The following is a 23,309-nucleotide window of genomic DNA, read 5'->3' as shown; positions in this document are numbered from 1 at the left end:
CTCCTTCAACAATTGGTTTAATAGTGTCAGCTCATAAAAAAAGCACCTCCAAACATAGGTAAAATCCCTCTGAATGGCGGTGCTTCCGACCCATAAATATGAAATTATACGACATCAATTCCAAAACTTTCCTATGCAGTTCGATTATACTAGATAATTGTCAGATTTTGCAATACTTTTTCATTCCACCCAGCCTTAAGTACTATCTCATCAGAATAAGTCCTACCAGGTGATCCGCGCTATCGCTCATCCCATAGAAAAATAAATCCCGCACCCTTGGACTCGGGGTTAGCAGGTAAGTATCGCGATACTGTCGGATGGCTTCCCGTTCCAGACGAATAACATGCTGCAAGCCTTCCTCATATGTGGCAAACGCAAATCGTTCGGGCTGAACCGTAGGCTCTGCACCTTTTAACTCCAAATACAACGCTTCAAGCAGCTTGTAGTGCCTCTTTTCGTCAGCTAACATTCGATCCAGCTCTGTGATCGCTTCCTCACTAAGAGCTAGCTTGACCAGCGCCGCATAAGCGCAGATCAATGTTGCGGTATGATTGACACTCCACTGAAGCTGAGACATAAACCGGCGAACGTCCCGAAACTGCAGCTTGGCGGATAAGGAAAAAGTTTCATCGGCAGAGGGGGATTTTATCTTCATCCTGCTTCCTCCATTCCAAGACAAGAATAGGCAAATCACTATTAGTAATAGCGTATTCACGACTGCTCGCCCATGACACCATATTTTTTTCAATAAAAGGTTTACCTTAATCTTAGGGGGTCGCTGACCTCAGGCTGAAGTACACGATTGTGGATTGTGTTACATATAGTATGAAAATAAAACATATGCTGAAAATCATTTGGAAACGAGGAGAAAGAACAATGAAGCTCGCCATATACAGCTCCATGCATTCACTTGGAGGCGGCAGCCGGCTGCTGGTCAATCTGGTTACAGCCATTGCCCGCCATCCTGATGTTCAAAGTGTACGCCTCATTGTCGCTTCGCAAACCGGACTTCAAGCAACGCTCAACAGATCCCAGCATCCCAAATTGGAAGTAGTTTATTATGACAATCCCGAGACCTTGCCCGCAGGGCATCCATTTCTCATTGACCGCGATTTGGTGTACGTATTTTGGCCCCATGGCTCGGAGTACCAAATATGGAATAAGCCTACGGTCGTTACCTATCACGATGCGACGATTCTCGATTATGTACCGCCATTTACATCGGGCGCTTACATTCGCAGTTATTGGGAATCTTCCAAACAATGGTTGGAGCATTGCGAAGGTGTTGTTGTCTCTTCTGAGCATGTTAAGTCGAGGCTGATTGCTCATTTTGGGGACCGATGCCGACAAGCCGCTGTCATTCGTCATGCCATATCACCTGCTAAATATTTTGAAAATTCGGAGACAAGCAGCATCCTATCCGCCGCCTTTCCAAGCCGTTACTTTATTTATCCTGCCAATACCTCTCCGCATAAAAATCACTATAATTTGCTCCTAGCCTACACCAAATTTTCCAAACGCAGCGAGCACCCATTAATATTGATCGGTTACAATACAGACCAATACCGCAGCACTCCTCCTGCGTGGCCAGAAATATCGTATTTACCGACGATCGTATCCTTAATAAAAAGGCTCGATTTGAAAATAAATCAAGATTTATTCCCTCTCGGGATGGTTCCAGACGATTATGTATCGCCCCTCATTAAAAATGCTCATGCTCTTATTATGCCAAGCTTGTCTGAGGGTGGAGGCAGCTATCCGGTGGAGGAAGCGTTAAGCATGGGAGTTCCTGTACTTTGCTCTGATATTCCCGTTATGAGGGAGCATCTGGCGAACCGCAGCGCGAAGGTCGTATGGTTCGAGCCAGAATCTCCGGATTCCATAACGAATGCAATGGAGCACCTTGCAGAGCACTACGACGAGTTCAAAGCATCTGTGGTAGCTGGCATGAACGACCCTGCCGCTTCTTGGGATGATATAGCAGCCCAATATGCAGCTGTGTTTCATAATGTATTGAACAATAAACGTGGTTAGCCCCTCTTTCATCCGCAAAGAATCTGTACAATTCGGCTCTTTGCGGATGATATCAGTAAGAAGAAGCTTCTTGTTAACGGCTTTCCGCCAACACACTCAACATCACAGCAACTCTGTGATCGAAGGTATGATCTCGCAGCGTTCTTTGCAGCCCCTTGCGCGCCAGTTCCTCTCTCTCTTCATCATGTTTCAAATAATATTCAATTTTTTGTATCAGCTCCTCAGCAGAGGAGTAGGTAACCAGCTCTTGGCCAAGTCCGTACAGGTTAGCTAAATCTTGTCTGGCATCCGTCAGCTGAAAGGCTCCACTGCCACAAATCTCGAAGGTTCTAGGATTCGTAGACAACGCTTTGACACGGGTGCTGTTTTTATTAAAGGACTCATCGTGGGGAGAACGGTGCAGGTTAATAACAATTTTGGCGCCGTTATAGTATTTAGCCGTTTCTTCAGGCGACAGCCATTCCGTACGAATGAGATGAGACAGCTTCGAGTACTGCTCCAGACGATCCCACCACCATCCAAAAATTTTCACATTTCTCCGTGCCAAATACGGGGCAATACGATCAAAAAAACCGACTCTATGCCAATACGCACTCCCGATAAAGCACACGTCGCTAAAATATCCGGTATGAACTCTTTGTGGACAAAAGACTTTCAAATCAACCGCTAACGGCAAGTGGTACACTTGCTTGCATCCCTGCATCTGGTAAAACTCAACACAGCTCAGCTCATTGGTGAACACATAATCATAATGAATTGACGTTATCCTTGTAATGTCGGAATAATACGGGTCGTCCGAATACCATACTGCTGTTGTACTCCCAAGACTTCGAATCGAATTAACAATCTCAGGAGTGACATTCATCCCAAGCAAGACCAGCACAAGCTGCGGCCTCAATTGAGCCGTCAATAAAACCAGATCATCCTTAGGAGAGCAAACGTGAAGCTCACGAACCTGCTCTCGGAGTGCCCCCTCAACTGCCATATCTATCGGAGAGAATGGAAGCCCCATTCCTGATGTGACACAAAGCACAGAGAGATCTCGCACGGCAGTCACAAGAGGGACCCTGGACCTAACGATCGCCTCATTATGGCCTAAACGTTGACCATAGCTCCACCCCAGCCTATAGCCAGCCCGACCTCCGGATAAACTGCCCCGTCTCTGCTGCGAGGTTAATCTTTGTCTTCGTTCTACAGCCATTTCCGCTCCTCCTGACTTTCCTGACCTAGTATGTTGGTTGTTAACCATACATAACACTGAGCAAACGGGAAACTCTTTTTTTGTACGTGTGCTCGTTCCATGTTCTGTATAAGCCTCGAAGGGCCATCTCTGTGCGCTCTTCCTCATGAGTCAAATAATATTCGCACTTCTCTCTCAGCTCTTCCGGACTTGAATAGGTATCCAGTTCTTGACCAGGCGTATAAAAATAAGTTAAGTCATGACGAACATCCGTCAACTGCAGGGCCCCACAGGCGCATATATCAAAAGTTCTCGGGTTTATGGACAGCGCTCGAATTCCTCTGGAATTATAATTATGCTGATCGTCTTCATGCGACCGATGAAGATTAATAACGATTTTGGAAGCATTATAATAAGCTGCGGTATCCTCAACGCTCATGCATCGCTCCAGACTGACCTTTGAGCCAAGCTTACGGTAGCTTTTCAACCGATCCCACAACAAACCTGAAATGAACGTTTTTTTTTGCGATAAATAAGGAGACATTTTATCTATAAAGCGTACCCGGTTCCAAAATGCGGTGCCGATAAAGCTAATATCCCTGCTGTACGATAAATTCACTTGGCGCGGGCGAAACATGGCCTCGTTCACAGCAAGGGGCAAATAATGAACCTGCTGGCATCCTGCTGTCTGGTAATAAGGAATCGATCCGAGCTCGTGGGTGAAAACATAGTCATAATGAGGAGCTTTTTTCAGCGTAACGTCAATAAAATAAGGATCCTCGGTAATCCAAACGCAAGTTTGAATCCCCATCATACGTATAGCATCGATTTGCTCCATGGATAAATCAAAAATGCCGTTAAGAACGAAGACTAAATCAGGACGAGTCTGCTTCGCCAGCTCTGCCACGTTATCCAATGGAGCAGCTACGGAAACTTGCCGGATCTGAGATTGCAAGCCGCAGATGATGCCTTCGTTAATCGGCTGGTGGAATTTCCCGCCTTCGTAAGCCTCTACAACAAACAGCACATGTAAATCACGGATAGATGCATGTACTTCGGCAGCCTGCAATTTTTGCAGGAGCGCATTGCTTCTTCCGAGATGATACCCTTGGCTCCAACCTGTACGAAAGCCATCCTGCCTGCCTTTAATAGTTCCTCTGCTTGAGGTTGCGGCTGCACCCTTTTTCTTACTAACTGAATGAACAGGTTTATATCTCATTCTGTACCACCTTTTTCACCGAAAATGGTGTGCAGCATTGTAACCAGACGCTGGCTGAACGTATGCTGACTCATCGTTTTATATAGTCCTTCAAGGGCAATATGACTTCGTTCTTCCTCATTACCCAAATAATAGCGTATGCGATCAACAAGCTCCTCCGGACTCGCAAAGGTAACAAGCTCATGATCGGGTGAGTAATATCGAGATAAATCTTGTCTCACATCGGTTAGCTGCAGCGTGCCACAAGCGCCGATCTCAAAGGTTCTCGGGTTAATAGACAAAGCCTGGATTCCCCTGCTGTTCAGGCGTTCCTCCGGGGAGCGGTGTAGATTAATAACGATTTTGGCTCCGATGTAATATCGAATATTGTCATCATACAAGACACCTTCGAGGTTAACATGTTCTTTAATGGCATCGTACGACTTCAACTGGTTCCAGCCATAACCGGCCATGAACAGGTGAACACCTTTCAATGCTGGAATCACTTTATTGAAAAATGAGATCCGGTTCGAAAAACCGGAACCGATAAAGCATACATCTGACCGGTATTGCTTTTCAACAAATCGCGGAGCAATAATGGCAGGATCCACCCCGGAAGGCAAATAATACACATACCTGCAACCTAAGCTTTGATAGAATGGAACCGCATTGAGCTCATGCGTAAAAATATAATCGTAAAAAGGCGCCATATGCGCCGTGATATCTGTAAAATAGGGATCATCCATAATCCAAATGGCCGTCCGGAAGCCAGATTGCCGAAGCTTGACGACCTGTTCATCGGATACACGATAAATTCCATTCATAACAAGGATAAGATCCGGTTTAAATGCCAGAGCTGTTTCCACTAGCACGGATTGAGGCTGTACAACCTTAACCTCTTGGACCAGTTCTACTAACGCACGGGCAATGCCCAAATCCAACGTTCGAAATCCAGGGGTCCCCTCTTTCACATACATCACTTTTAAAGCCCTTTTGACTTCTTGCATCGGGGGTACCCTATCCAGTACCGCTTGACATTGTCCGAGATGGTAACCATGGCTATGTCCCAACCAAAAACCGTCCGTTCGTCCTTTTCTGGCGCCTTGCAGCTTTAAGGCCAAAGCTCGCGATCTCATCGCACGACTAGCCACTTTGTTGACCTCCTCAGAGTTTTCCGAAGGAAAACTTTCTACGTAAGCATGGTCTGAGTTTTCCGAAGGAAAACTTTTTAACGATTCTTGGTCCGCCAATCGAATCCAATAGATTCATCATTCCAATCCATGCGGTATTCATCCGGCTGTTTAGAATCGTAGGCCATATTCGTAAAATATAAAATAGTAGCTGATTGATTCCCCAGCACCCTATAACCGTGAGCAACGCCACGAGGGATGAACAGCAAATACCTGTTATTGTCCCCCATGAAGTACACATCCGTCTGCTTGTATGTCGGGGATTGGGGCCTCATATCGTGAAGCACCACTTGAGCATGACCCGAGGGGAAGAACCATATATCATCCTGCTTCTCATGGTAATGGAACGCCTTGATAACCCCTGGATATGACATGGAGAGGGAAGCCTGCCCAAAGCGTCCGTAAATGGGATCATCCTCTCGCAATATTTCCATGAAGTAACCTCTGTCGTCGCTGTGAAGCACGAGATTTTTTTTCTGAACGCCATCAATCATCGTTCGAGTCCTCCAGTACAAAATCGTTGTGCAAAAAATCATGCAGCGCATCCTTCCAGTTGCGAAGTCGTGGCAGATGGTTCAGCCTGATGGCCGAATCATCAAATACGGAATATTCAGGTCTCTGCGCTGCTGCCGCAAATCCGGCTGAGTTAATCGGAACAAGCCGAATGTGACTCCAATTCAACGCTTGAAATATGGCTTGAGCAAACGCATACCGGGAGCAGTACCCTCTATTGGAGACGTGATATAAGCCATAGTATTCGGTTTGCATTAAATACTCGATAAATCGGGCTAAATCCAGCGTATAGGTCGGTGAACCGAATTGATCTGATACGATCGTCAGCTCTTCTTTTTGTTGACCTTGGGATATCATTTTTGTAACGAAATTACTGCCGTTTTTGCCATAAAGCCACGAGGTGCGCAATATAAAATAGCGTCCGCTGATCAGCTCTACGAACTTCTCTGCATGCAATTTGGAATTACCATACACACCTAGCGGATTTGGCCGATCCGTTTCCGTATAGGGAGTCCGTTTGCTGCCATCAAATACATAGTCCGTACTGATATGAACCAGCTTTGCCCCAAGCTCAGCTGCCGCAAGCGCTACGTTCTTGGTTCCAATCGAATTGATTGTATAGGCATGGTCGCTCTCCTGCTCCGCCTTATCCACGTTCGTATAAGCTGCTGCATGAATCACAATCTGCGGATTTTCATGCCTCATGGTGTTGAATACCGCTGCCTCATTCGTCACATCCAGATCTGCTCTCGTCTTGGCAATCACCTCGTGGTTAACGGATAATACTCGAATTAAGTCATAGCCCAGCTGTCCTCCCGCTCCCGTAATTAGTATTTTCATTTATTCTTCTCACCTCCGTCTCCTTCTCCGTTACTGCGCTTAGGAACGTCTACAATAAGTCGACGCCACCATTCCACATGTTCGACATACCAATCTACGGTTTGAGCCATTCCTTCATGAAACGAATATTTGGGAATCCAACCGAGTTCATCTCTGATTTTGGAAGCATCTATTGCATATCTTCGGTCGTGACCGAGTCTATCGGCGACGAACTGAATCAGTGAATCCGGTTTGCCAAGGTATCGAAGAATCTCACTTACAACCTGCAGATTCGTGCACTCGTTATTTCCGCCAATGTTGTAGACTTGGCCCGGTTGTCCCGAATCTATGACTCGTTCAATAGCAGAGCAATGATCCACAACATGCAGCCAATCTCTGACGTTTTGTCCGTCTCCGTAAACCGGAATCGGTTGGTTCTGTAAAGCATTTGTAATAATTTTGGGGATCATCTTCTCAGGATATTGATGCGGACCATAATTGTTCGAACAGCGGGTTATAATGACAGGTAATCCATAGGTTTCATAGTAGGCACGAGCCATCAAATCCGAGCCGGCTTTGCTAGCCGAGTATGGACTGTTCGGGGAAATTGGAGATAACTCGGTAAAAAAACCTTCCCTCCCTAAGGATCCATACACTTCATCCGTAGATATATGGATAAAACGATTTATTCCGCATTTCATGGCTGCTTCCAATAAGTATTGCGTTCCCAATACATTCGTACGGACAAAGACCGAAGGATCTTTGATGCTTCGATCGACATGAGATTCCGCAGCAAAATGCACAACCGTATCCACCATTTCCTCAAGCATAACCTTTTCAAGAAGCGGGGAATCTGCAATATCACCCAACACATAACGGTATTGTGGCAAATTGTGTACTGAAGAAACATTAGTAGGGTTGCCCGCATACGTAAGCAGGTCATAATTAATAACCCTATCCTGCGGATGATTCTTTACCCAATGCAGGATGAAATTACTCCCGATAAACCCCAACCCTCCGGTCACCAGTACCGTCCTCACTCCGCCTCACACCCTGTTAACTGTGAGCTAGCCTGCTGCAAGGAGAAATGAGTCCCCGCATCCGTCCACCACCCGGATAAGATACTGTACGACAATGCATGCTTTGCGGCATAAGCGTTATTGACATCCGTTATCTCCAGTTCTCCTCTTATTGAAGGCTTAACGCTACGAATAATATCGAAAACCTCTGTATCATACATATAAATACCTGTGACACAGTAATGAGATTGAGGATCAGCTGGCTTTTCTTCTATGGAAGCAATCCGGTCTCCCTCCCACACGGGAACTCCATAACGGGAAGGATCCGACACTGTTTTCAAAAAAACATGCGCACCTTGCGGCTGCTTCTTATATTCCTTCATCGCATGATGCAAATCGTCCTGAAATAAATTGTCCCCAAGAATGACAAGCATATGTTCTTCCGGTGGAATGAAGTCCTCCGCCATGGCCAACGCCTCCGCGATTCCTCCCGCTTGCTCTTGAATTTTGTACGATATGCTGGCCCCCCATTGTTGGCCGCTTCCTATATATTCGGTGAACAAACCGGCGGATTGTTTGCCAATGACTAGAAGAATTTGCTTGATTCCGATTGATACCATCTTGTCTATCGCATAATGAATCATAGGGTATTTTCCCACAGGCAGCAGATGTTTGTTCACAATGTTCGTCAGTGGACGCAATCTTGTACCCGTACCACCGGCCAAAATAACTCCTCTCAATGCACACGACTCCTTTCCATTCGGTTTATAGGTCCAGCTTGCGGCACATACTCTAAGTTAATGATATTCTCATACAGACAAGAGCATATAGACGAATACCGTACAGTAGGAAAAATTGGCTGTTGTCCGGTAGTCATAATAGGAGCAAAGCTTCTGTATCATCCAGCATGCAGCCCACAGTTATTTTCATTTCTGCCATAAAAAAAGTATCCCATGCCCCTAAATAAGAGCATGGGATTGTATTAGTTTGTTATGGGAGGATGGATGAAAAATATGATTAAGAACCTACAACTACATTAAGCGCACGATAGTTTGCAGAAGCAGCTGTGATAAGACCAAGGAAAGCCGAAGGGTTTATTGTAAGTGTATACGTATGCGTGCCGACTAGAGCAGACAAGTCATCATAGTAACTGATGCTTCCTGTTACATTAGCAGGTCCCAAAAGAATGGATACAGCATCTAAAAAGGTGCTTGTTGTTACAGTAGCCAAGAGAGTTTGGTTAACGGTTCCGAAATCTCTGTACAAATGACCGGTTACGTTTGCAGCAAGAGCAACCAACGCCGACATCGACACCGAATAGTTGGCATCGACTTTCACTTGATTCGCAGTAGCCGTCGCAGTAACCCCTGTAAGCGTAATTACTGCTGTTTCTACCCCTGCTGTAAGTGCTGAAGGCCCTGGGGCTTGCGTTCCTGTTGAATCATTTGAAGGTCCTTGGGGTCCAGTTGGTCCTGTCGGTCCTGTTAGTCCTGTTGGTCCTGTTGGTCCTGTTGGTCCTGTTGGTCCTGTTGGTCCCGTCGGTCCTGTCGGTCCGGTCAGACCAGTTAAACCTGTAAGACCAGTAAGTCCCGTTTCTCCCATTGTGATTCACTCCTTTCTTATCAATCTATTTAAATTATATGTCGGCAAGTAAATACAGCCACGGTGGTTGACTCAGATAATTCGCACAGTTTAGTAATACCGAGGAATTACAATAATGCAGAGGGGCGTTCGTCTAAATAACAAACTATTACAATAGTCCATTCCTAATAGAAAAACCGCGAGAAGTTATCCCCTACTGCGGTCATATAGGACAATTATTTATTGGACTTCAAATGGACGAATGCTCCTTCTACTGTTTGAGGGTCCGCCAACAAGTGCAAGCTCGGACATGCTCTCGTAACCGCATTGTGCAGCTTCAATATGGTATCCGTCAAATCTGGCGACAGAATGCTCAGCTTATATGAGATGTTGTGAAGGGAAGGTGTGCTCCACCGATCATCGTTGTTTACCTCGCCCGATACTTCTACTTCAACGTATTGCAACGTTATTCCTCTGTAGGCAGCCATAGCCAAAGTCGTTTGAGTTATACAACTGCCCAACGCGCCGAGCATTAACTCCCCCGGACTTGGACCTTGGTCATAATGGTCGGATTCCGCCAACATGTTGGTATACACTTGAAAACTACGCATATGAATTTCCCGTTTTCCAGTACTGCCTTTAGATACGACTTTGGCCGCTAATTTCTCGGTCTTTGGACTGAATGTGCCGGTCATCGCTACCTTGTCGGTTACTTGAACAGGGGTAAGAGGCTTCGGTTCCTCTGCTTTCTTCTCGGGAGGGCTTGCTTGTTGAGCAATGGAGTCTCCCTCCGTGACCCTAGCCTTTGGAGCAGGATATTGTTCCTTCTCTCGGAACCACAAAGTAGCTATCCATTTCTCCCCTTCTTTTAGCTCCCGAGAACCGTGTAAGGAAAGCGGGTGGGTTTGATTCGTGCCTTTTTTGCAATTTCCAAAAACCAATAAGGTGCCTTCGGTTGGAACAATGTCCAGTTGGAGTTCAGGAAAATACGTCTCCCCTCCAGCCTGAGTAGTATTCAAATAAAGCAATGCCGTGTATAGCCTTTGACCCCCTTCATCATAAAACTTTTTGCCAACAACGGAGGACAAATCATACGTATCGTAATGCGCCCCGAATTTGCCGCCCACCAAGTATCTTGCAACCTGTAAACTCTCCGCATATTGAACAGGGTGCCCTACGATGGAGGCTATTCTATCGCAAACCCGACTTACGATTTCATTAGTATGATGCTCGAACCATGCGAAATCCGATTTTCTAAAATCTGAGGTTACGACCTCCGTTTGTCCGATGACTTTGGCAGGCTGTAGCAAATTTTGGGCCAACTCGATTAATTGTCGGCATTCTTGGGTCGTTACAACCTGCTCGTATCTTGCTATTAAAGGCTCATTTTGATAAACAACTGAAGGTCTCATCCATCGTTCTCCTCCAACTTCATTTTGACAATCCATGACGCCTTAAACGTTATTGATATCATATTGATAAAAAGCAGAATCGTGTGGACGGATGTAACCGAGGATGATTGTCGCTTTACAATGACCAGTTTCTTTTATCTAATTCAAAATGGGCCTTCATTGATCCGCGTTCCTTACCCCGTTTACCGTGGAATTGCATATATTATCGAATAAACTTTTCCATTAATAACGCGCCGTGCTGCTTGTAACGCTTCATCACGCGGCGTCGCCCCTACTAGGAGGGATTCAAATTGGGCAACTTTTATCCTGTTGCGCTCCCCATCTTGAACGGCAATGAAAAAAAATACGTCCTTGACTGCCTTGACTCCACCTGGATTTCCTCAAACGGATCCTATATCAAAAAATTTGAACAAGGCTTCGCAGAGCTGTGCACTACGAAACATGCACTGGCTTGCAGCAATGGCACGACCGCCCTTCATTTGGCGCTGTTAGCTCACGGCGTAGGTCCGGAGGATGAAGTCATTGTTCCTACGTTCACCTTCATCGCCACAGCCAACGCCGTAACCTACTGCAAGGCAAAGCCTGTATTTGTCGATTCCGAACCGGATACTTGGAATATCGATCCCGCTAAAATCGAACAAAAAATAACCCCTCGCACCAAAGGGATTATTGCTGTTCATTTGTACGGTCATTCCGCAGATATGGACCCCATATTAGAGATTGCAAATCGACACGGTTTGTTCGTTATCGAGGATGCTGCGGAGGCTATTGGAGCGCAATATAAAGAGCGTATGGTAGGCTCGCTTGGCCATACTGCTATCTTCAGTCTATTCGGCAATAAAATATTAACTACCGGCGAAGGCGGCATGATCACGACCAACGACGAATCTATAGCCAAGCAAATCGCGCTGTTAAAGGGACAAGGAATGGATCCCAAGCGTCGTTATTGGTATCCTGTGATCGGCTACAATTACAGGATGACCAACATTCAAGCCGCTATAGGTTGTGCGCAGCTGGAACAAGCCGAATGGCATATCGACCGCCGAATTCAAGTGGCCGGCCAATATTATGAAAATCTGAAGGACTGTGAATTCATAACGCTCCCTACCGAGAAGGAATGGGCCAAAAACGTGTACTGGATGTTCAGCGCCGTCTTCCATTCGTTCACAGAGGAACAACGAGATGAAGTAATGCAGCGCCTTTACCAGCTAGGTATTGAGACACGACCTTTTTTTTATCCCATGCATAAGCTGCCCCCTTATCAACATTTGCAGCCTGCTTCGGAATTTCCGGTTTCCAATCGTATTTGCTCTCAAGGGATTAATCTGCCGAGTTACGGCAGCCTGACCTCCGAAGATATTCAATATATATCTGCAAATCTAAAGCAGGTCGTGACACAAGTTCATGAAGCCAAGTGAAAAAGCATGTCAAAGACGCCCTCCTTCCTAACCAGGTCGGAAAGCGTCTTTTTCTCCTGCTGCTATAAATGGCGAACAACTCGCGCCGGCACGCCCATAGCGAGACAACTATCAGGTATATCTTTGACTACAACCGAGCCCGCCCCTAGAATCGTCCAAGCTCCTATCCGAATGCCGTCAATGACCTTCGTTCCGGTTCCTAAGAAGGCTCCGCTGCCTAACGAAACATTACCGGATAATGTAGAACCTGGAGCAATATGGCAATAATCTCCAATGACGCATTCGTGATCAATGGAAGCTTGTGTGTTAATGACGGTATTATCACCGACTCGGGCATCAGCATGGATCACCGCGCCCGCCATTATCGCAATACCAATCCCTAAAGCAGCAGAATCAGCCACATAAGCATAGGGGCTCACCGCATTGACCAATTCGTACCCGATTTCTGTCACCTTTCGGGCAAGCAAGCTGCGAAGGCGGTTATCCCCAATGGCCACAAATGCATGATGAACTCCCTGATCATACAATTCTGCAAGAATGGAGTCATCCCCCAATATCGGAATACCTAATATATCGGTTCCTGAGTTTTTATCCGTGCACCCGACAATGTCTACGGATGGATCTTTTTTCAAAATATCAATAATTACCTTTGCATGGCCCCCGGCACCGATGAGAATGACACGACGAAGTGACAAGGTATTCCCTCCGATCTGTATTCTGATGTATGATTTTATGCTTTATTTAGAAGCACATATGCACCTTTCCCGCGCCCTTTTCATTCCTTATATGCTATAGCCCTCTCTCCCGTGACAAAAGTACATAAGATAACTATTGTACGAATCCATTACTAAGTAAGCTGTACCACTAAACCTGATGAGAGGAGTTGTCATACAAATGCGGCGACAACGCAAGTCCAAGCCAGCAACCAGCTCTCCATCCTCATCCAGAGTGTCGGTTATTATTCCAGTGATGAACGAGAAAAAAACTTTGCATTACGTCTTAAAAGAAGCTCGAAAGCTGAAACCTCTTGAAATTATCGTTGTAGCCAACGGTTCTACCGATGGGTCCAAAGAAATTGCCAAAGCCAGTGGAGCTCGCGTCATCAGCTTCAAGCATCCTCTCGGACATGACGTGGGGCGAAGCGTAGGCGCTATGCAGGCAGTGGGTGATATTTTACTGTTTATGGATGGAGACATCGTCATTCCGGCGGTCCAACTGCTCCCTTTTATTGAAGCGGTTCACAAGGGCGTTGACGTTGCACTGAACCGTTATTCCGGTCCTGTCCAAACGCAGAAAGTGCATCCTGTCGTTCTGGCTAAACATACTTTGAACAGTATGTTGGGACGCGGCGATTTGCGCGGATCTTCCATGACAGCGATCCCACATGCCCTAAGCCGCAGAGCGCTAAATACCATTGGTGCGGAGAATCTGACCGTCCCACCCAAAGCGCAAACCATAGCCCTCGTTAAGCAGCTGAGAGTAGAAGCCATTCGTAATGTTGACGTAAGCACAAACAATCCGAGACGTCGCAGAAGCAAAGGAATCGACCCGCTTCGCGATTTGATTGTCGGCGATCATCTGGAGGCTATGCAATGGTTGATCCAAGCTACCAACGAACGGGCTCATCACTCAGATTTAGCCAGAAATCGCTCTTTGGTGAGGTGAAATGAACATGCAATCTATGAACAAACGACTGTCTAAGAAAGGTAAAGCTCCGACTATCTATCGTGCCCCCCAGGGACGAACCAAGACGGTAATCCCAAGAGGCCTGAAGATTAAAAAAAGGGCTAAACCAGTTAATCAGCGTCCTCATGTTAGAAAAAAGTACAGACTGACCATAACCCCTCATCAGTCATCCCGCTCACATCGTTTAGGCAAACGGGCAGGTAAAACGGACGCTGCGAAGTATTCCATCGAGCACGAGCCTTTCCAGAAAAAGGTGCTAAATGGCTATTGGATGAAGCATCTCCCTTCATTCAATATTAAGCGAGCTCCGTGGAAGCATTATGCGGATGCGGCTAAAGGCTACGTACACGGTTACTTCAAAGCCAAAGGACAGCCTCCCCATGACTGGCTGCTCGTCCCAACGAACAAGTCCATTGCCGCGATCATTACGGTTAAAAATGAAGAAGATACTATCGGAGCTATTCTCCGCCAACTAAACCGTCTTCCCCTCGATGAAGTCTTTGTCATTGTGAATGGCTCCTCGGACCGCAGCTTTGATATTACTAGAAACGTTTCTCACGCCGTAGTCGTTTCCTACCCGCAGGCGGTTGGACACGATGTCGGGCGGGCTATTGGAGCCAATCTAGCGCAATCGGATATTTTGTTATTCCTGGACGGCGATATTCCGATTCAAGCGGAAAAATTAATTCCTTTTATATATGGGATCGAGAACGGTTTGGATGTTGCACTGAATGATGTGACTCCTTATTTATCCTCATTTGCACGCTCGGATTCCGTAACGTACATGAAACAATTTTTGAATGTTGCTCTCAAACGTCCCGACCTCGCTGCAAATTCCATGACAGCGGTTCCTCATGCCTTATCACGTAAAACGGTGAAAACCATTGGTTTTCATCCGCTGATCGTCCCACCGAAAGCTCAAGTGTTAGCGTCGATGAACGGGCTGAAGATTGGTATAGGAGGCTGCATCAACGTCATTAACCGCAACAAGCTTCGTGAAGGAAACGTAGGAATGAAAAACAATACAGCAGACCTCATTATTGGGGACCATATCGAAGCGATCAAGCTGGCGACCGAGCAGTCTGGAGCGCGATTAGACTTTGTGGATACTCAGCGTAAAAGAGCTTATGCAGGAGGACAACGCCATGCAGATGACAAGCATTATCATCCCTAATTATAACGGGCTCCACCTGCTGGAGCCTTGTATCCAGTCAATCCGGGAACATACCAAAACAGCCTATGAGATCATAGTAGTGGATAATGGCTCCCATGACGGCTCCGTTCCTTATTGCATCAACGAAAAAATAAAATTGATCTCCCTTCCCTTCAATCGCGGTTTTCCTTATGCCTGTAATTTAGGGCTTCGTACTGCCGTGGGCGATGCACTGCTTTTATTGAACAACGATACCTTGCTCACTCCGCATTGGCTTGATCATATGCTTAGATGCCTTTACAGCGCCGAAGATATCGGCATCGTCGGTCCTGTTACCAATTACGCCAGCGGTAAGCAGCAAATTACAGAACCTTTTACAACAGTTACCGAGATGGCTGAACAATATAACCATCCGGATCATTCAAAATGGCAGCAGACGGAGCGGGTTATCGGTCTTTGCTTTCTGTTTAAGAGAGAGCTTATGAACAAGATCGGTTTCCTAGACGAAAGATTCTCGCCGGGACACCTGGAGGATGACGATTACTGCTATCGTGCCCGTCAAGCGGGATTTCGTCTAATGATTGCCGGTGATACGTTCATCTTCCACCATGGCAGTGCCAGCTTCCAGAAAGAAGACCAACAATCTCTTAAGCATTTGATTGAACGTAACTACAATAAATTTATAGAGAAGTGGGGCGTCGATCCCCATGCTTTTATTTGAAGAAGCTCCCTCAGCTAACCACTATGAAATTTCGCTCCTAACAGCACATCATAGGCTGATGCCGTGGTTACACGAAAAAAATCCGCATATGTTATGGTGGTAAACTATATGGAGAGGAGGGTAGGTAATGCAACGACAGCTTGATAATATCATTGAGCATATGTCCATATCCCAGCTGGAAATGGCCAAGATTTTAGAAGCCCAACGGCATATCGCTGTACTCGCAGGACAATTTATTCATGATATTCCTCATGAACACCCCTCTTTCGGAGATATTGAAATGTTAACGGACAATTCGCTTAACGTAACGAAAAATATTGCCGCTTATCTCAATAGCCTGGCTGATTTAGCGGATACATTAGCCGAGAATCTCATCATCGTAATGAAGGGAATCGACTCTTCCGATGAAGAATAGAATCAGGAAAGCGAGGGTTAGCTTTGAGCAGAACGAACTCTTACCACAGGCTGCTGCAATCAGCAGCAAGCTTCCAAAAAAACATTTCTTTAATTCTAGAAGCCAAAGCACACGAAGCAACCCGCTCCAGCCGATGGATGTGTACGCATCTGACTTCCTCGCATCTAGGCAATCATAACGATCAAGTAAAGCGTTCTATTGAAATTCACGAGCAGCTGCTCGACGTCATAGACGGCTTAACGAAGATGGAGCAGGCGTTGACCAAGAATTTACAGGCCATCTTAGGAGATAACAATGAAAGCGATAATTCCGGTGAAATATCGGGTAATTATAACGATTTTTTCGGAGGTAGCTCCAGATGAGACCGCAAGAGGAAGAAGTTCAATTGAAACTCAAGCTGCACATTTTAAAATCTTTAGCCCGAAGTCAGCGTGCCTTGACAGTAATGCTGGAGAGTATAGCCGAAGTTGTAGAAGGCTCTCAATATGTTGCTAAGGGGCTTGTTGAGCAGATCGATTCAATTAGTAAATACCAACGGCAAATCGCTGTGAAAATGATCGGGTTAAAAATAAGAAGAAAACGACGCGGCAAACCGGTTAAGCCATGGCTTAACCGGAAGCTTCGCCGATTCCGGCCGACTATTTCCTCTTCGTAATAGTCGGTCTTTTGCAGATTATATACTTTCCGAGCAAATCAAATAAAGCGCGACTCATCCTTTCGACAGGACAAGCCCCGCTTGATTCTCCTCCCTAATACCCCATTTGAATGGCCGAAATCAAGGCATAATATTCATTAGCTACATCCGACCATTTTCGGTTCAGCATACTCTGTAGCGCCCTTTTTTGCCTTGAAATTAATGAATTTCTATTCTGCACCAGTTGCCGAATGCCAGACTCCATTTCTACTACATCATAGGGATTAAACGTGATCAATGCATAATGATCATTAATAACCTCGTTGACTACCTCAAGTCTGCTTGTCGCCACTGGAGTGTCCATCACGAGCGATTCCAATATCGGGAACGGACAGCTTCCCTCAAACAATGTAGGCACTACGGTACCTACCGCATATTTGTACAAGGAAGGAATATCATGAGACGGCAATCTTCCGATAAACTTCACGCTGTCTCTTGCTTCGATATCCTTGCAGCGCTGCATAACAGCCGTCATAGCCGCCTCCAGAGGACGATGCTGCAGCTGGTCCGTTAACACAAGACGAAGCTGGGAGCTCTTCCCCTCCTGGGTTTGTCTGTACCGGAGAAAGGCTTCTAGAAGCCGATCATGATTTTTATGCAGCCTAACGACAGACGGGAACGTGATATATGGACCGTAAAGCTGGTATTTAGCTCTTAATTCATTTTCTGAAGTTAATCCGAAAGCGGTATATTCTTCAACAGGGGCAGCAAGACGAATGACATGCATTTTATGAAAAGGCAGCTGCAAATAATTCAGTCCTTCATGATCTCGAGTAAAGTTAGAATTGAATACGACTTTTCTCGCTTTTTCGGACATTTTATAAACGATATTATCCAGACTTTGGCAGAAGAGAGACTGTTCTCTGTAGTACTCGCTTCTAAAATGCATATATACCAAATCATGTACACAAAGAATAAACGGCTTCTGTAACTCCAGAGCCAGCTCCATACCGACATAAGGGACCACCCAAACATCTACAGGAATATGCTGGTTCAACCAGTCCATTGAACTGAATTTATGAACGAATAATCGGCCCGGATATCGTGCTTTCAGTTTCCGATATGATCTTTCTAGATCTATATAATTGTTCTCTCTTACAGCAACGTGAATGATGGTATCCGGGTGGCTCAACAGTCCTTCAATCAGACGCATATTGAACCGCCCTATCCCTTCCCCATCCAACAGCTTGCCAATCGTTTGGGTGTATCCCATAAAAATCCCTACTTGCTTCATAGGAAGAGCTGTTCTGACATTAGTGTCCGGCTGTATTGAAGCTGTGGGCAAAACGGGACTATGTGTCTCTCCAGGCGCTAGCGGAGCCGTCATCAGCGCTTGAAATTCGGATGAGGATAGAAAGCTCATAATAAAATTCATTCTGGGCACGCCTTGGGTTAAATGATGCAAATGAACCTGAAGTCCATCCTTATCCGGGGTGCGATACAAAAATTCATAATACAAAGCTTCAATAAATTCGGGGTCGCTCGATAAAAAAAATTGATTGATAATGCCTGCCAGCGTGATGTCTTGATGTCCTGTAGGATTGGGAAGGCTGAACAGCTGCTCCGCTTCTCCGTTCTGAATGACCAAAGACAATAATGTCATCTTCTGCGTACCTTGTGTAATTAAATGCATGTAATATCGCAACTCATGCTCATACGGCTCTCGATGAAGCAACTGCGAGTACAATACCCATATAAACGGTTCACTATCCAGCTGAATCAGCGAATGTATGACTCTGACTATACGATAATGATTTCCTTGCTGGAGTGTCCGTTTAAACTGTTCACAGCTTTGTCTTAATCCCATCACATCCATCGAATCGATCTCCCTTACTCGTTTACTATTGAATTAATCCTAAATGTCTCAGTCTTTTCTTCACTAACTGACCAACAACGTAAGGAGAGTACTGAGAGCGGATGGTATGCTGTCCATTCAAGGCAATCATCTGTCTCCACTCCGGTTGCGTTACTAGTCTTTGCATATACTGGACCGCATGATCGATATCCGGCTCAGCCCATTTTTGATACGCTTCATAGGGGCCCCAATATTCACCGACTTCAACTAATTTATAATTGACTGCGCACGAGTTCCCTGGATGCATGAAGTCCGTATTGCCGGACCAATTTGTGCCGATAACCGGCTTGCCAAGATACATCGCTTCTGCGAGGCCCAAGCCGAAGCCTTCTGATCGGTGCAGGGAAACGAAGCAGTCAACATTGTGAAGAAGCGAGTTCACTTCCCCTCTGCTCATCGTACGATCCATAATAAAGATATTGTTATGGCCAGCAGCCTCCTGTCTCAGTACATCGAGCTCGCTTGGCTTCGATTGGGGATTATTGACCTTGATCACCATTCCCACGCTTTCATCCTTGTTAAACGCCCTCTTGAAGGCTTCGATCGCAGCTAACGGATTTTTACGTTTCTGATAACTTTGAGTGTCATACATGGAGCAAAACAAGAAGCGCTCGTGTGGCAGACCGAAGTGATCACGTGTGAGCTCAGGTAAGAAGCCGACTTCAATGCCGTGCGGTATTCTGACAACCGGTACTTTGGATTTCATGGAAACACTATCTAGAACAAAGGTCGATGGAACCCATACCTCTTGAACGACATCGAATCCTTTGCAGTATACTTTTGGATAATCAGGCAGTTCCCAATGCCAATAGCCAATATTGTATTTATTCCTTGTCACTTGGTCTCCAAATTGCTTTGCAGCGAGCTTTATCATATCCCCGTTGATATGAAAAATGTTGACGTTATACACAGCTCTTACCTTTTCTTTGTAGGACCAGGTTGTATCTTCCGTTCTGACATCATGTCTGGCTTTATAGTCGAGTATACCAAAAGGAATATCCGTATTAATGAGAGCCTTTGCTCCAAGGCGAGCAGACTCGCCTATCCCGGTTTCCGCACGAATGAAACCAATTAAGTTCACCCCTTTTATAGAAGCGGTGAACGGTGACTGCTTATAAGGCGGTTTGCCCAACGTTCTTTTCGGCCATTTTTTCAAGCTTAACGCTTTGCGTTTGCTTACCTGACGTTTTCGCAATCGAACCATTTTGTTTGACTTGCTTGATGGCGTTTTTTTGTCCAGGCTCGGTGCATTGCGCTGCTGTACTTTCATTGCTAGCCCTCCTGTTCCAAGCACATTATGGTCCTATCCCAGGCATGTAAAACAAAACTAGGCTCACCTTAGCGGGAACCTGCTTGACTTATATCACAGCGTGCGGTGAACCAAGCTTGACATCACTGCCGATTATGACTGCATTCTCCAGTAATTCAGAAGATCCTCTAGCGTTTGATCGAACGGAATTTCCGGCTTCCAACCCGTTTGCTGATGAAATTTGGAGTAATCGCCAAGCAAAATTTCCACATCCGAAGGACGTAAGCGAGTTTCATCCTCTTTGATCTCGATTTTCACTGTGCTAAGAGACAGCAGCTTATTCAATACCTCTTCAATCGTATAACACGTACCGGAAGCTATATTATAGGTTTCTCCAGGTACCCCTTTATTTACAGCAAGCCAGTAGGCTCGCACAATATCCCGCACATCCGTAAAATCACGTTTCGCCTGAAGGTTGCCTACGTACAGCACAGGCGGTTTTTTCCCTTTTTCAATATCCGCGATTTGCTTGGAAAAATTGGAAGTCACGAAATTTTCCCCGCGACGAGGGCCTGTATGATTAAAGGTGCGGGTGAGTACAACGTTCAAGCCGTAGCTTTTGTTATATTGATAGCCCAAAAATTCCTGTGTCACCTTGCTAACGGCATAAGGGCTTAAGGGGCGAAGCGGGTTGGTTTCCTTAATCGGCACCTCATTCGGCTCGACATGGCCGTATTCCTCACTTGAGCAAGCGATTTGTATTTTGCTGTTCAGATTCAGGCGTCTTACCGCTTCAAAAATGTTGACCTGGCTCGCAACGTTATTATGGATCGTATCCATGGGAGAGTTCCACGAGGTCGGAACAAAGCTCTGAGCCGCAAGATGAAAGATGAGGTCTGGCTTCACATCACGTATCAAGCTTTCTACCGAAAATGGGTCTCTGAGCTCGCATTCCACCAGACGGATATCCTTCAAGTGCTTGATGTGGTCCAGACGGCTTCTTTGCCGGATCGTGCCAGTAACGTCAATTTGATTGGCCAAAAGATATTCAGCCATATGACTGCCGACAAATCCGGATATTCCCGTAACTAACACTCTCATAGAAGTAGGGTCCTCCTTTAATATTCCAGTAGTTTTAGCACATCTTTAATTTGTTGTTCCTGGGATTTGTGGCAAACCAGCAGTCCGTCAGGAGTAGAAACAATGATGACATCTTTAATGCCGATAACCAGGGTTTTATGATCCTCCGTGTAGATGATGCTGTTCTCTGTATAAGTCGTGCTAACATCCCCCATGACGATATTCCCTTTTGAATCCTTTTCGAATATCCGCTCAAGTGAAGTCCATGAGCCGACATCATCCCATTCAAAATGGACGGGAATCGTATAGATGGTCGTCGCCTTCTCCAGGATGGCATAGTCGATAGATATTTTGGGCAGCCGGTGATATATCTTCTCCCACTCTCCGCTGCAGCTTTGAAGATTCACCCACATGTCTCTTTGAAACTTGGTCATATAATAGGCAATCGTCGAAGGCTTCCATATAAAAATACCGCTGTTCCAATACATATTTTTTTGTTGATATAATTGTATCGCTTTGTCCAATGGAGGCTTCTCAATAAAGGCTTTGGCCAGCACAGCTCCTACGCCATCAGGCTCTTCCGTCTCGATATAGCCATAACCGGTTTCCGGCCTTGTGGGTACGATCCCTAATGTGACGATCGAGTAACCCTTCTGGGCAATTTCATCCGCCTGCAGCAGCGCTTCCCACAGCCGTTTATCGTCTGGAATGTATTGATCCGAAGGGGTGGTCACCAACACTTCATTATCCCCTCTGGTCATAAAATGCAGCGCAGATAGCGCTATGCAGGGCCCTGTATCCTTCGGCTCAGGTTCTAATAGAATTTGCGCCGGATCCAAGGAAGGAAGCTGCTCCTTAACCGTAGTACTGTACTCGCGTGTCGTCAAAATGTAGATGGAAGCTGTCGGTACCCATTGGGCGAATCTGCGATACGATTGCTGCAGCATAGTTTCCTCAGAGGTTAATGAGAGAAACTGTTTTGGCTTGTGCTTTACGCTTCGGGGCCAGAAGCGTGTCCCTTGCCCCCCTGCCATAATGACAATTTTCATTGAACTACCCTCCTTAGAGTTTTGCTGAAGGCAAAACTTGCATCGTAAGCATTCGCTTAGAGTTTTGCTGAAGGCAAAACTTGCATCGTAAGCAGATATTTCACAACTCGCTTCGCATCCAATCTTGCAGCTCCGTCAGCATAACCAAATGTGACGGTACTTGATAATCGACGTCTCTGCGTGTACTTTTAAGCGTCCGATCCATTTCAATGGTATCGTTAGGCCGAACCGCAATGTCCTGTCTTTCGAACAAGCGCTGGATCAATAGCAGCAAATCATATTTACTGATTCTTTCAGGAGAAGTAAGATGAATGATTCCACTCAAACGACGGCCATGCTCCAGCACATAATGTATGAATTTCGCGAGCTCCAGTGAGGTCAATCCATTCCAAGGTACATGGGTGAAGCCACGAACTTCTTTTTGCCTAAAAAACCAATCCAGCAAGCCGATTCCTTCTCCACCCTCCGGACCGATGAGCGAAGCACGAATCGTTAAATGAGGAGAGTCTTTAATTTCACCTAATGCCTTTGTCTTGGCGTAAACGGAGGTCCCCTCAGGAACATGCCGTTCCTCATGACAGCCTCTGTTTCCAGAAAATACGCCGTCAGTGCTCATATGAATCAAGCGAATATGACGCTGCTCCGCAAGCTTCGCCAGCTGATGCGGCAGCAGACCGTTGATCCGGTAGGCTTCAATTTCTTGGAGTCGGGCCATATCATTCATTATGCTCGTTCCGTTAACGATCACATCGGGGGTTATGATCTCCACTAGCTTTTCAACCATGACTGCATCTGTAGGATCTAAAAATAATCCTTTGCCCTCGTTTCCTTTTCGCTTCGTTGTGTAGAACACTTCATATCGGGTCTGCTTATACAAATAAGGGACAAGCACGCGGCCAACAATCTCGTCACCACCAATAATCAATATTCTCATAGCCCCGGGCTTCTTTCTTCCGTCAGAGCTACCTTGATATCCGTATTGAAACTCAGCATATTTAAGCCTCTTTCATCTTCAGAATGGATGCATTCCGGTTAAGTACAAT

The 23,309-nt window shown here is 45.9% G+C and carries 24 protein-coding genes; 8 read left to right on the top strand and 16 right to left on the bottom strand.

Translation table 11 applies throughout. The annotated features are described in order from the left end of the window. Positions 1 to 202: 202 nt before the first annotated feature. A complete protein-coding gene (locus QMA13_RS09810) occupies positions 203 to 655 on the bottom strand; it encodes a ferritin-like domain-containing protein (RefSeq protein WP_282941191.1) in 453 nt (150 codons plus the stop codon). A 221-nt stretch (positions 656 to 876) separates the two neighbouring features. On the opposite strand from QMA13_RS09810, the gene QMA13_RS09805 reads away from it, so the two are divergent. Next, on the top strand, positions 877 to 2,034 hold the full coding sequence (locus tag QMA13_RS09805) for a glycosyltransferase family 4 protein (protein ID WP_282941190.1): 1,158 nt from the start codon (positions 877 to 879) through the stop codon (positions 2,032 to 2,034). A gap of 73 nt (positions 2,035 to 2,107) precedes the next feature. On the opposite strand, the gene QMA13_RS09800 is transcribed toward QMA13_RS09805, so the two are convergent. The 9 genes from QMA13_RS09800 to QMA13_RS09760 all read right to left on the bottom strand — a co-directional run bounded on the left by QMA13_RS09800 (position 2,108) and on the right by QMA13_RS09760 (position 10,946). Beyond that, a complete protein-coding gene (locus QMA13_RS09800) occupies positions 2,108 to 3,235 on the bottom strand; it encodes a CgeB family protein (protein ID WP_282941189.1) in 1,128 nt (375 codons plus the stop codon). Positions 3,236 to 3,275: 40 nt separating this feature from the next. Next, a complete protein-coding gene (locus QMA13_RS09795) occupies positions 3,276 to 4,433 on the bottom strand; it encodes a CgeB family protein (protein ID WP_282941188.1) in 1,158 nt (385 codons plus the stop codon). Then, the gene (locus QMA13_RS09790) at positions 4,430 to 5,563 is read right to left on the bottom strand and encodes a CgeB family protein (RefSeq protein WP_282941187.1); all 1,134 of its coding nucleotides are present in this window, start codon (positions 5,561 to 5,563) and stop codon (positions 4,430 to 4,432) included. The genes QMA13_RS09795 and QMA13_RS09790 overlap by 4 nt, the downstream gene beginning before the upstream one ends. Before the next feature lie 77 nt (positions 5,564 to 5,640). After that, the gene (locus tag QMA13_RS09785) at positions 5,641 to 6,096 is read right to left on the bottom strand and encodes a dTDP-4-dehydrorhamnose 3,5-epimerase family protein (RefSeq protein ID WP_282941186.1); all 456 of its coding nucleotides are present in this window, start codon (positions 6,094 to 6,096) and stop codon (positions 5,641 to 5,643) included. Further along, on the bottom strand, positions 6,089 to 6,955 hold the full coding sequence (rfbD, locus tag QMA13_RS09780) for a dTDP-4-dehydrorhamnose reductase (protein ID WP_282941185.1): 867 nt from the start codon (positions 6,953 to 6,955) through the stop codon (positions 6,089 to 6,091). The genes QMA13_RS09785 and rfbD overlap by 8 nt, the downstream gene beginning before the upstream one ends. Then, positions 6,952 to 7,974 carry a dTDP-glucose 4,6-dehydratase gene (gene rfbB / locus QMA13_RS09775; RefSeq protein ID WP_282941184.1) on the bottom strand — a complete coding sequence of 341 codons (1,023 nt, stop codon included), beginning with the start codon at positions 7,972 to 7,974 and terminating at the stop codon, positions 6,952 to 6,954. The genes rfbD and rfbB overlap by 4 nt, the downstream gene beginning before the upstream one ends. Next, the gene (locus QMA13_RS09770; RefSeq protein ID WP_282941183.1) at positions 7,971 to 8,693 is read right to left on the bottom strand and encodes a sugar phosphate nucleotidyltransferase; all 723 of its coding nucleotides are present in this window, start codon (positions 8,691 to 8,693) and stop codon (positions 7,971 to 7,973) included. The genes rfbB and QMA13_RS09770 overlap by 4 nt, the downstream gene beginning before the upstream one ends. Before the next feature lie 277 nt (positions 8,694 to 8,970). Continuing rightward, positions 8,971 to 9,555 (bottom strand): hypothetical protein, encoded by a 585-nt coding sequence (locus tag QMA13_RS09765; RefSeq protein ID WP_282941182.1) that lies wholly within the window; start codon positions 9,553 to 9,555, stop codon positions 8,971 to 8,973. A gap of 215 nt (positions 9,556 to 9,770) precedes the next feature. Then, positions 9,771 to 10,946, bottom strand: a complete 1,176-nt coding sequence (locus tag QMA13_RS09760) for an OsmC family protein (protein ID WP_282941181.1) — start codon at positions 10,944 to 10,946, stop codon at positions 9,771 to 9,773. 290 nt (positions 10,947 to 11,236) lie between these two features. Here QMA13_RS09760 and QMA13_RS09755 point away from each other — a divergent pair, with 290 nt between their 5' ends. Beyond that, a complete protein-coding gene (locus QMA13_RS09755) occupies positions 11,237 to 12,364 on the top strand; it encodes a DegT/DnrJ/EryC1/StrS family aminotransferase (protein ID WP_282941180.1) in 1,128 nt (375 codons plus the stop codon). Between the two features lie 62 nt (positions 12,365 to 12,426). On the opposite strand, the gene QMA13_RS09750 is transcribed toward QMA13_RS09755, so the two are convergent. After that, complete coding sequence (locus QMA13_RS09750) at positions 12,427 to 13,059, bottom strand: acetyltransferase (RefSeq protein WP_282941179.1); 633 nt, start codon at positions 13,057 to 13,059, stop codon at positions 12,427 to 12,429. A 199-nt stretch (positions 13,060 to 13,258) separates the two neighbouring features. On the opposite strand from QMA13_RS09750, the gene QMA13_RS09745 reads away from it, so the two are divergent. From QMA13_RS09745 to QMA13_RS09720, 6 genes are all read left to right on the top strand, one after another. Further along, on the top strand, positions 13,259 to 14,029 hold the full coding sequence (locus QMA13_RS09745) for a glycosyltransferase family 2 protein (protein ID WP_282941178.1): 771 nt from the start codon (positions 13,259 to 13,261) through the stop codon (positions 14,027 to 14,029). A gap of 16 nt (positions 14,030 to 14,045) precedes the next feature. Next, entirely contained in the window at positions 14,046 to 15,224 is a 1,179-nt protein-coding gene (locus QMA13_RS09740; protein ID WP_282941177.1) for a glycosyltransferase family 2 protein, read from the top strand. Further along, positions 15,196 to 15,924 (top strand): glycosyltransferase family 2 protein, encoded by a 729-nt coding sequence (locus QMA13_RS09735; RefSeq protein WP_282941176.1) that lies wholly within the window; start codon positions 15,196 to 15,198, stop codon positions 15,922 to 15,924. Before QMA13_RS09740 ends, QMA13_RS09735 begins: the two co-directional genes overlap by 29 nt. A gap of 127 nt (positions 15,925 to 16,051) precedes the next feature. Next, positions 16,052 to 16,339, top strand: a complete 288-nt coding sequence (locus QMA13_RS09730; RefSeq protein ID WP_282941175.1) for a nucleoside-diphosphate sugar epimerase — start codon at positions 16,052 to 16,054, stop codon at positions 16,337 to 16,339. Between the two features lie 23 nt (positions 16,340 to 16,362). Further along, positions 16,363 to 16,701, top strand: coding sequence for an alpha-helical endospore appendage domain-containing protein (locus QMA13_RS09725; RefSeq protein WP_282941174.1), 339 nt, complete (start codon positions 16,363 to 16,365; stop codon positions 16,699 to 16,701). Then, on the top strand, positions 16,698 to 16,994 hold the full coding sequence (locus QMA13_RS09720; protein WP_282941173.1) for a hypothetical protein: 297 nt from the start codon (positions 16,698 to 16,700) through the stop codon (positions 16,992 to 16,994). The genes QMA13_RS09725 and QMA13_RS09720 overlap by 4 nt, the downstream gene beginning before the upstream one ends. Before the next feature lie 94 nt (positions 16,995 to 17,088). Here QMA13_RS09720 and QMA13_RS09715 read toward each other — a convergent pair whose 3' ends face one another. The 5 genes from QMA13_RS09715 to QMA13_RS09695 form a co-directional block, all read right to left on the bottom strand. Beyond that, positions 17,089 to 18,849, bottom strand: coding sequence for a DUF4214 domain-containing protein (locus QMA13_RS09715; RefSeq protein WP_282941172.1), 1,761 nt, complete (start codon positions 18,847 to 18,849; stop codon positions 17,089 to 17,091). 25 nt (positions 18,850 to 18,874) lie between these two features. Further along, entirely contained in the window at positions 18,875 to 20,158 is a 1,284-nt protein-coding gene (locus QMA13_RS09710) for a glycosyltransferase family 4 protein (RefSeq protein ID WP_282941171.1), read from the bottom strand. 132 nt (positions 20,159 to 20,290) lie between these two features. Continuing rightward, the gene (locus QMA13_RS09705; RefSeq protein WP_282941170.1) at positions 20,291 to 21,238 is read right to left on the bottom strand and encodes a GDP-mannose 4,6-dehydratase; all 948 of its coding nucleotides are present in this window, start codon (positions 21,236 to 21,238) and stop codon (positions 20,291 to 20,293) included. Between the two features lie 17 nt (positions 21,239 to 21,255). Further along, complete coding sequence (locus tag QMA13_RS09700; RefSeq protein WP_282941169.1) at positions 21,256 to 22,266, bottom strand: mannose-1-phosphate guanylyltransferase; 1,011 nt, start codon at positions 22,264 to 22,266, stop codon at positions 21,256 to 21,258. 100 nt (positions 22,267 to 22,366) lie between these two features. Continuing rightward, the gene (locus tag QMA13_RS09695; RefSeq protein WP_282941168.1) at positions 22,367 to 23,200 is read right to left on the bottom strand and encodes a sugar nucleotide-binding protein; all 834 of its coding nucleotides are present in this window, start codon (positions 23,198 to 23,200) and stop codon (positions 22,367 to 22,369) included. Between the last annotated feature and the right edge of the window lie 109 nt (positions 23,201 to 23,309).

This window comes from Paenibacillus sp. RC67, assembly GCF_030020805.1.
GTDB lineage: Bacteria > Bacillota > Bacilli > Paenibacillales > NBRC-103111 > Paenibacillus_S.
The sequence above is the reverse complement of the archived record's forward strand: the minus strand, read 5'-3'. Positions and strand labels throughout refer to the sequence as shown.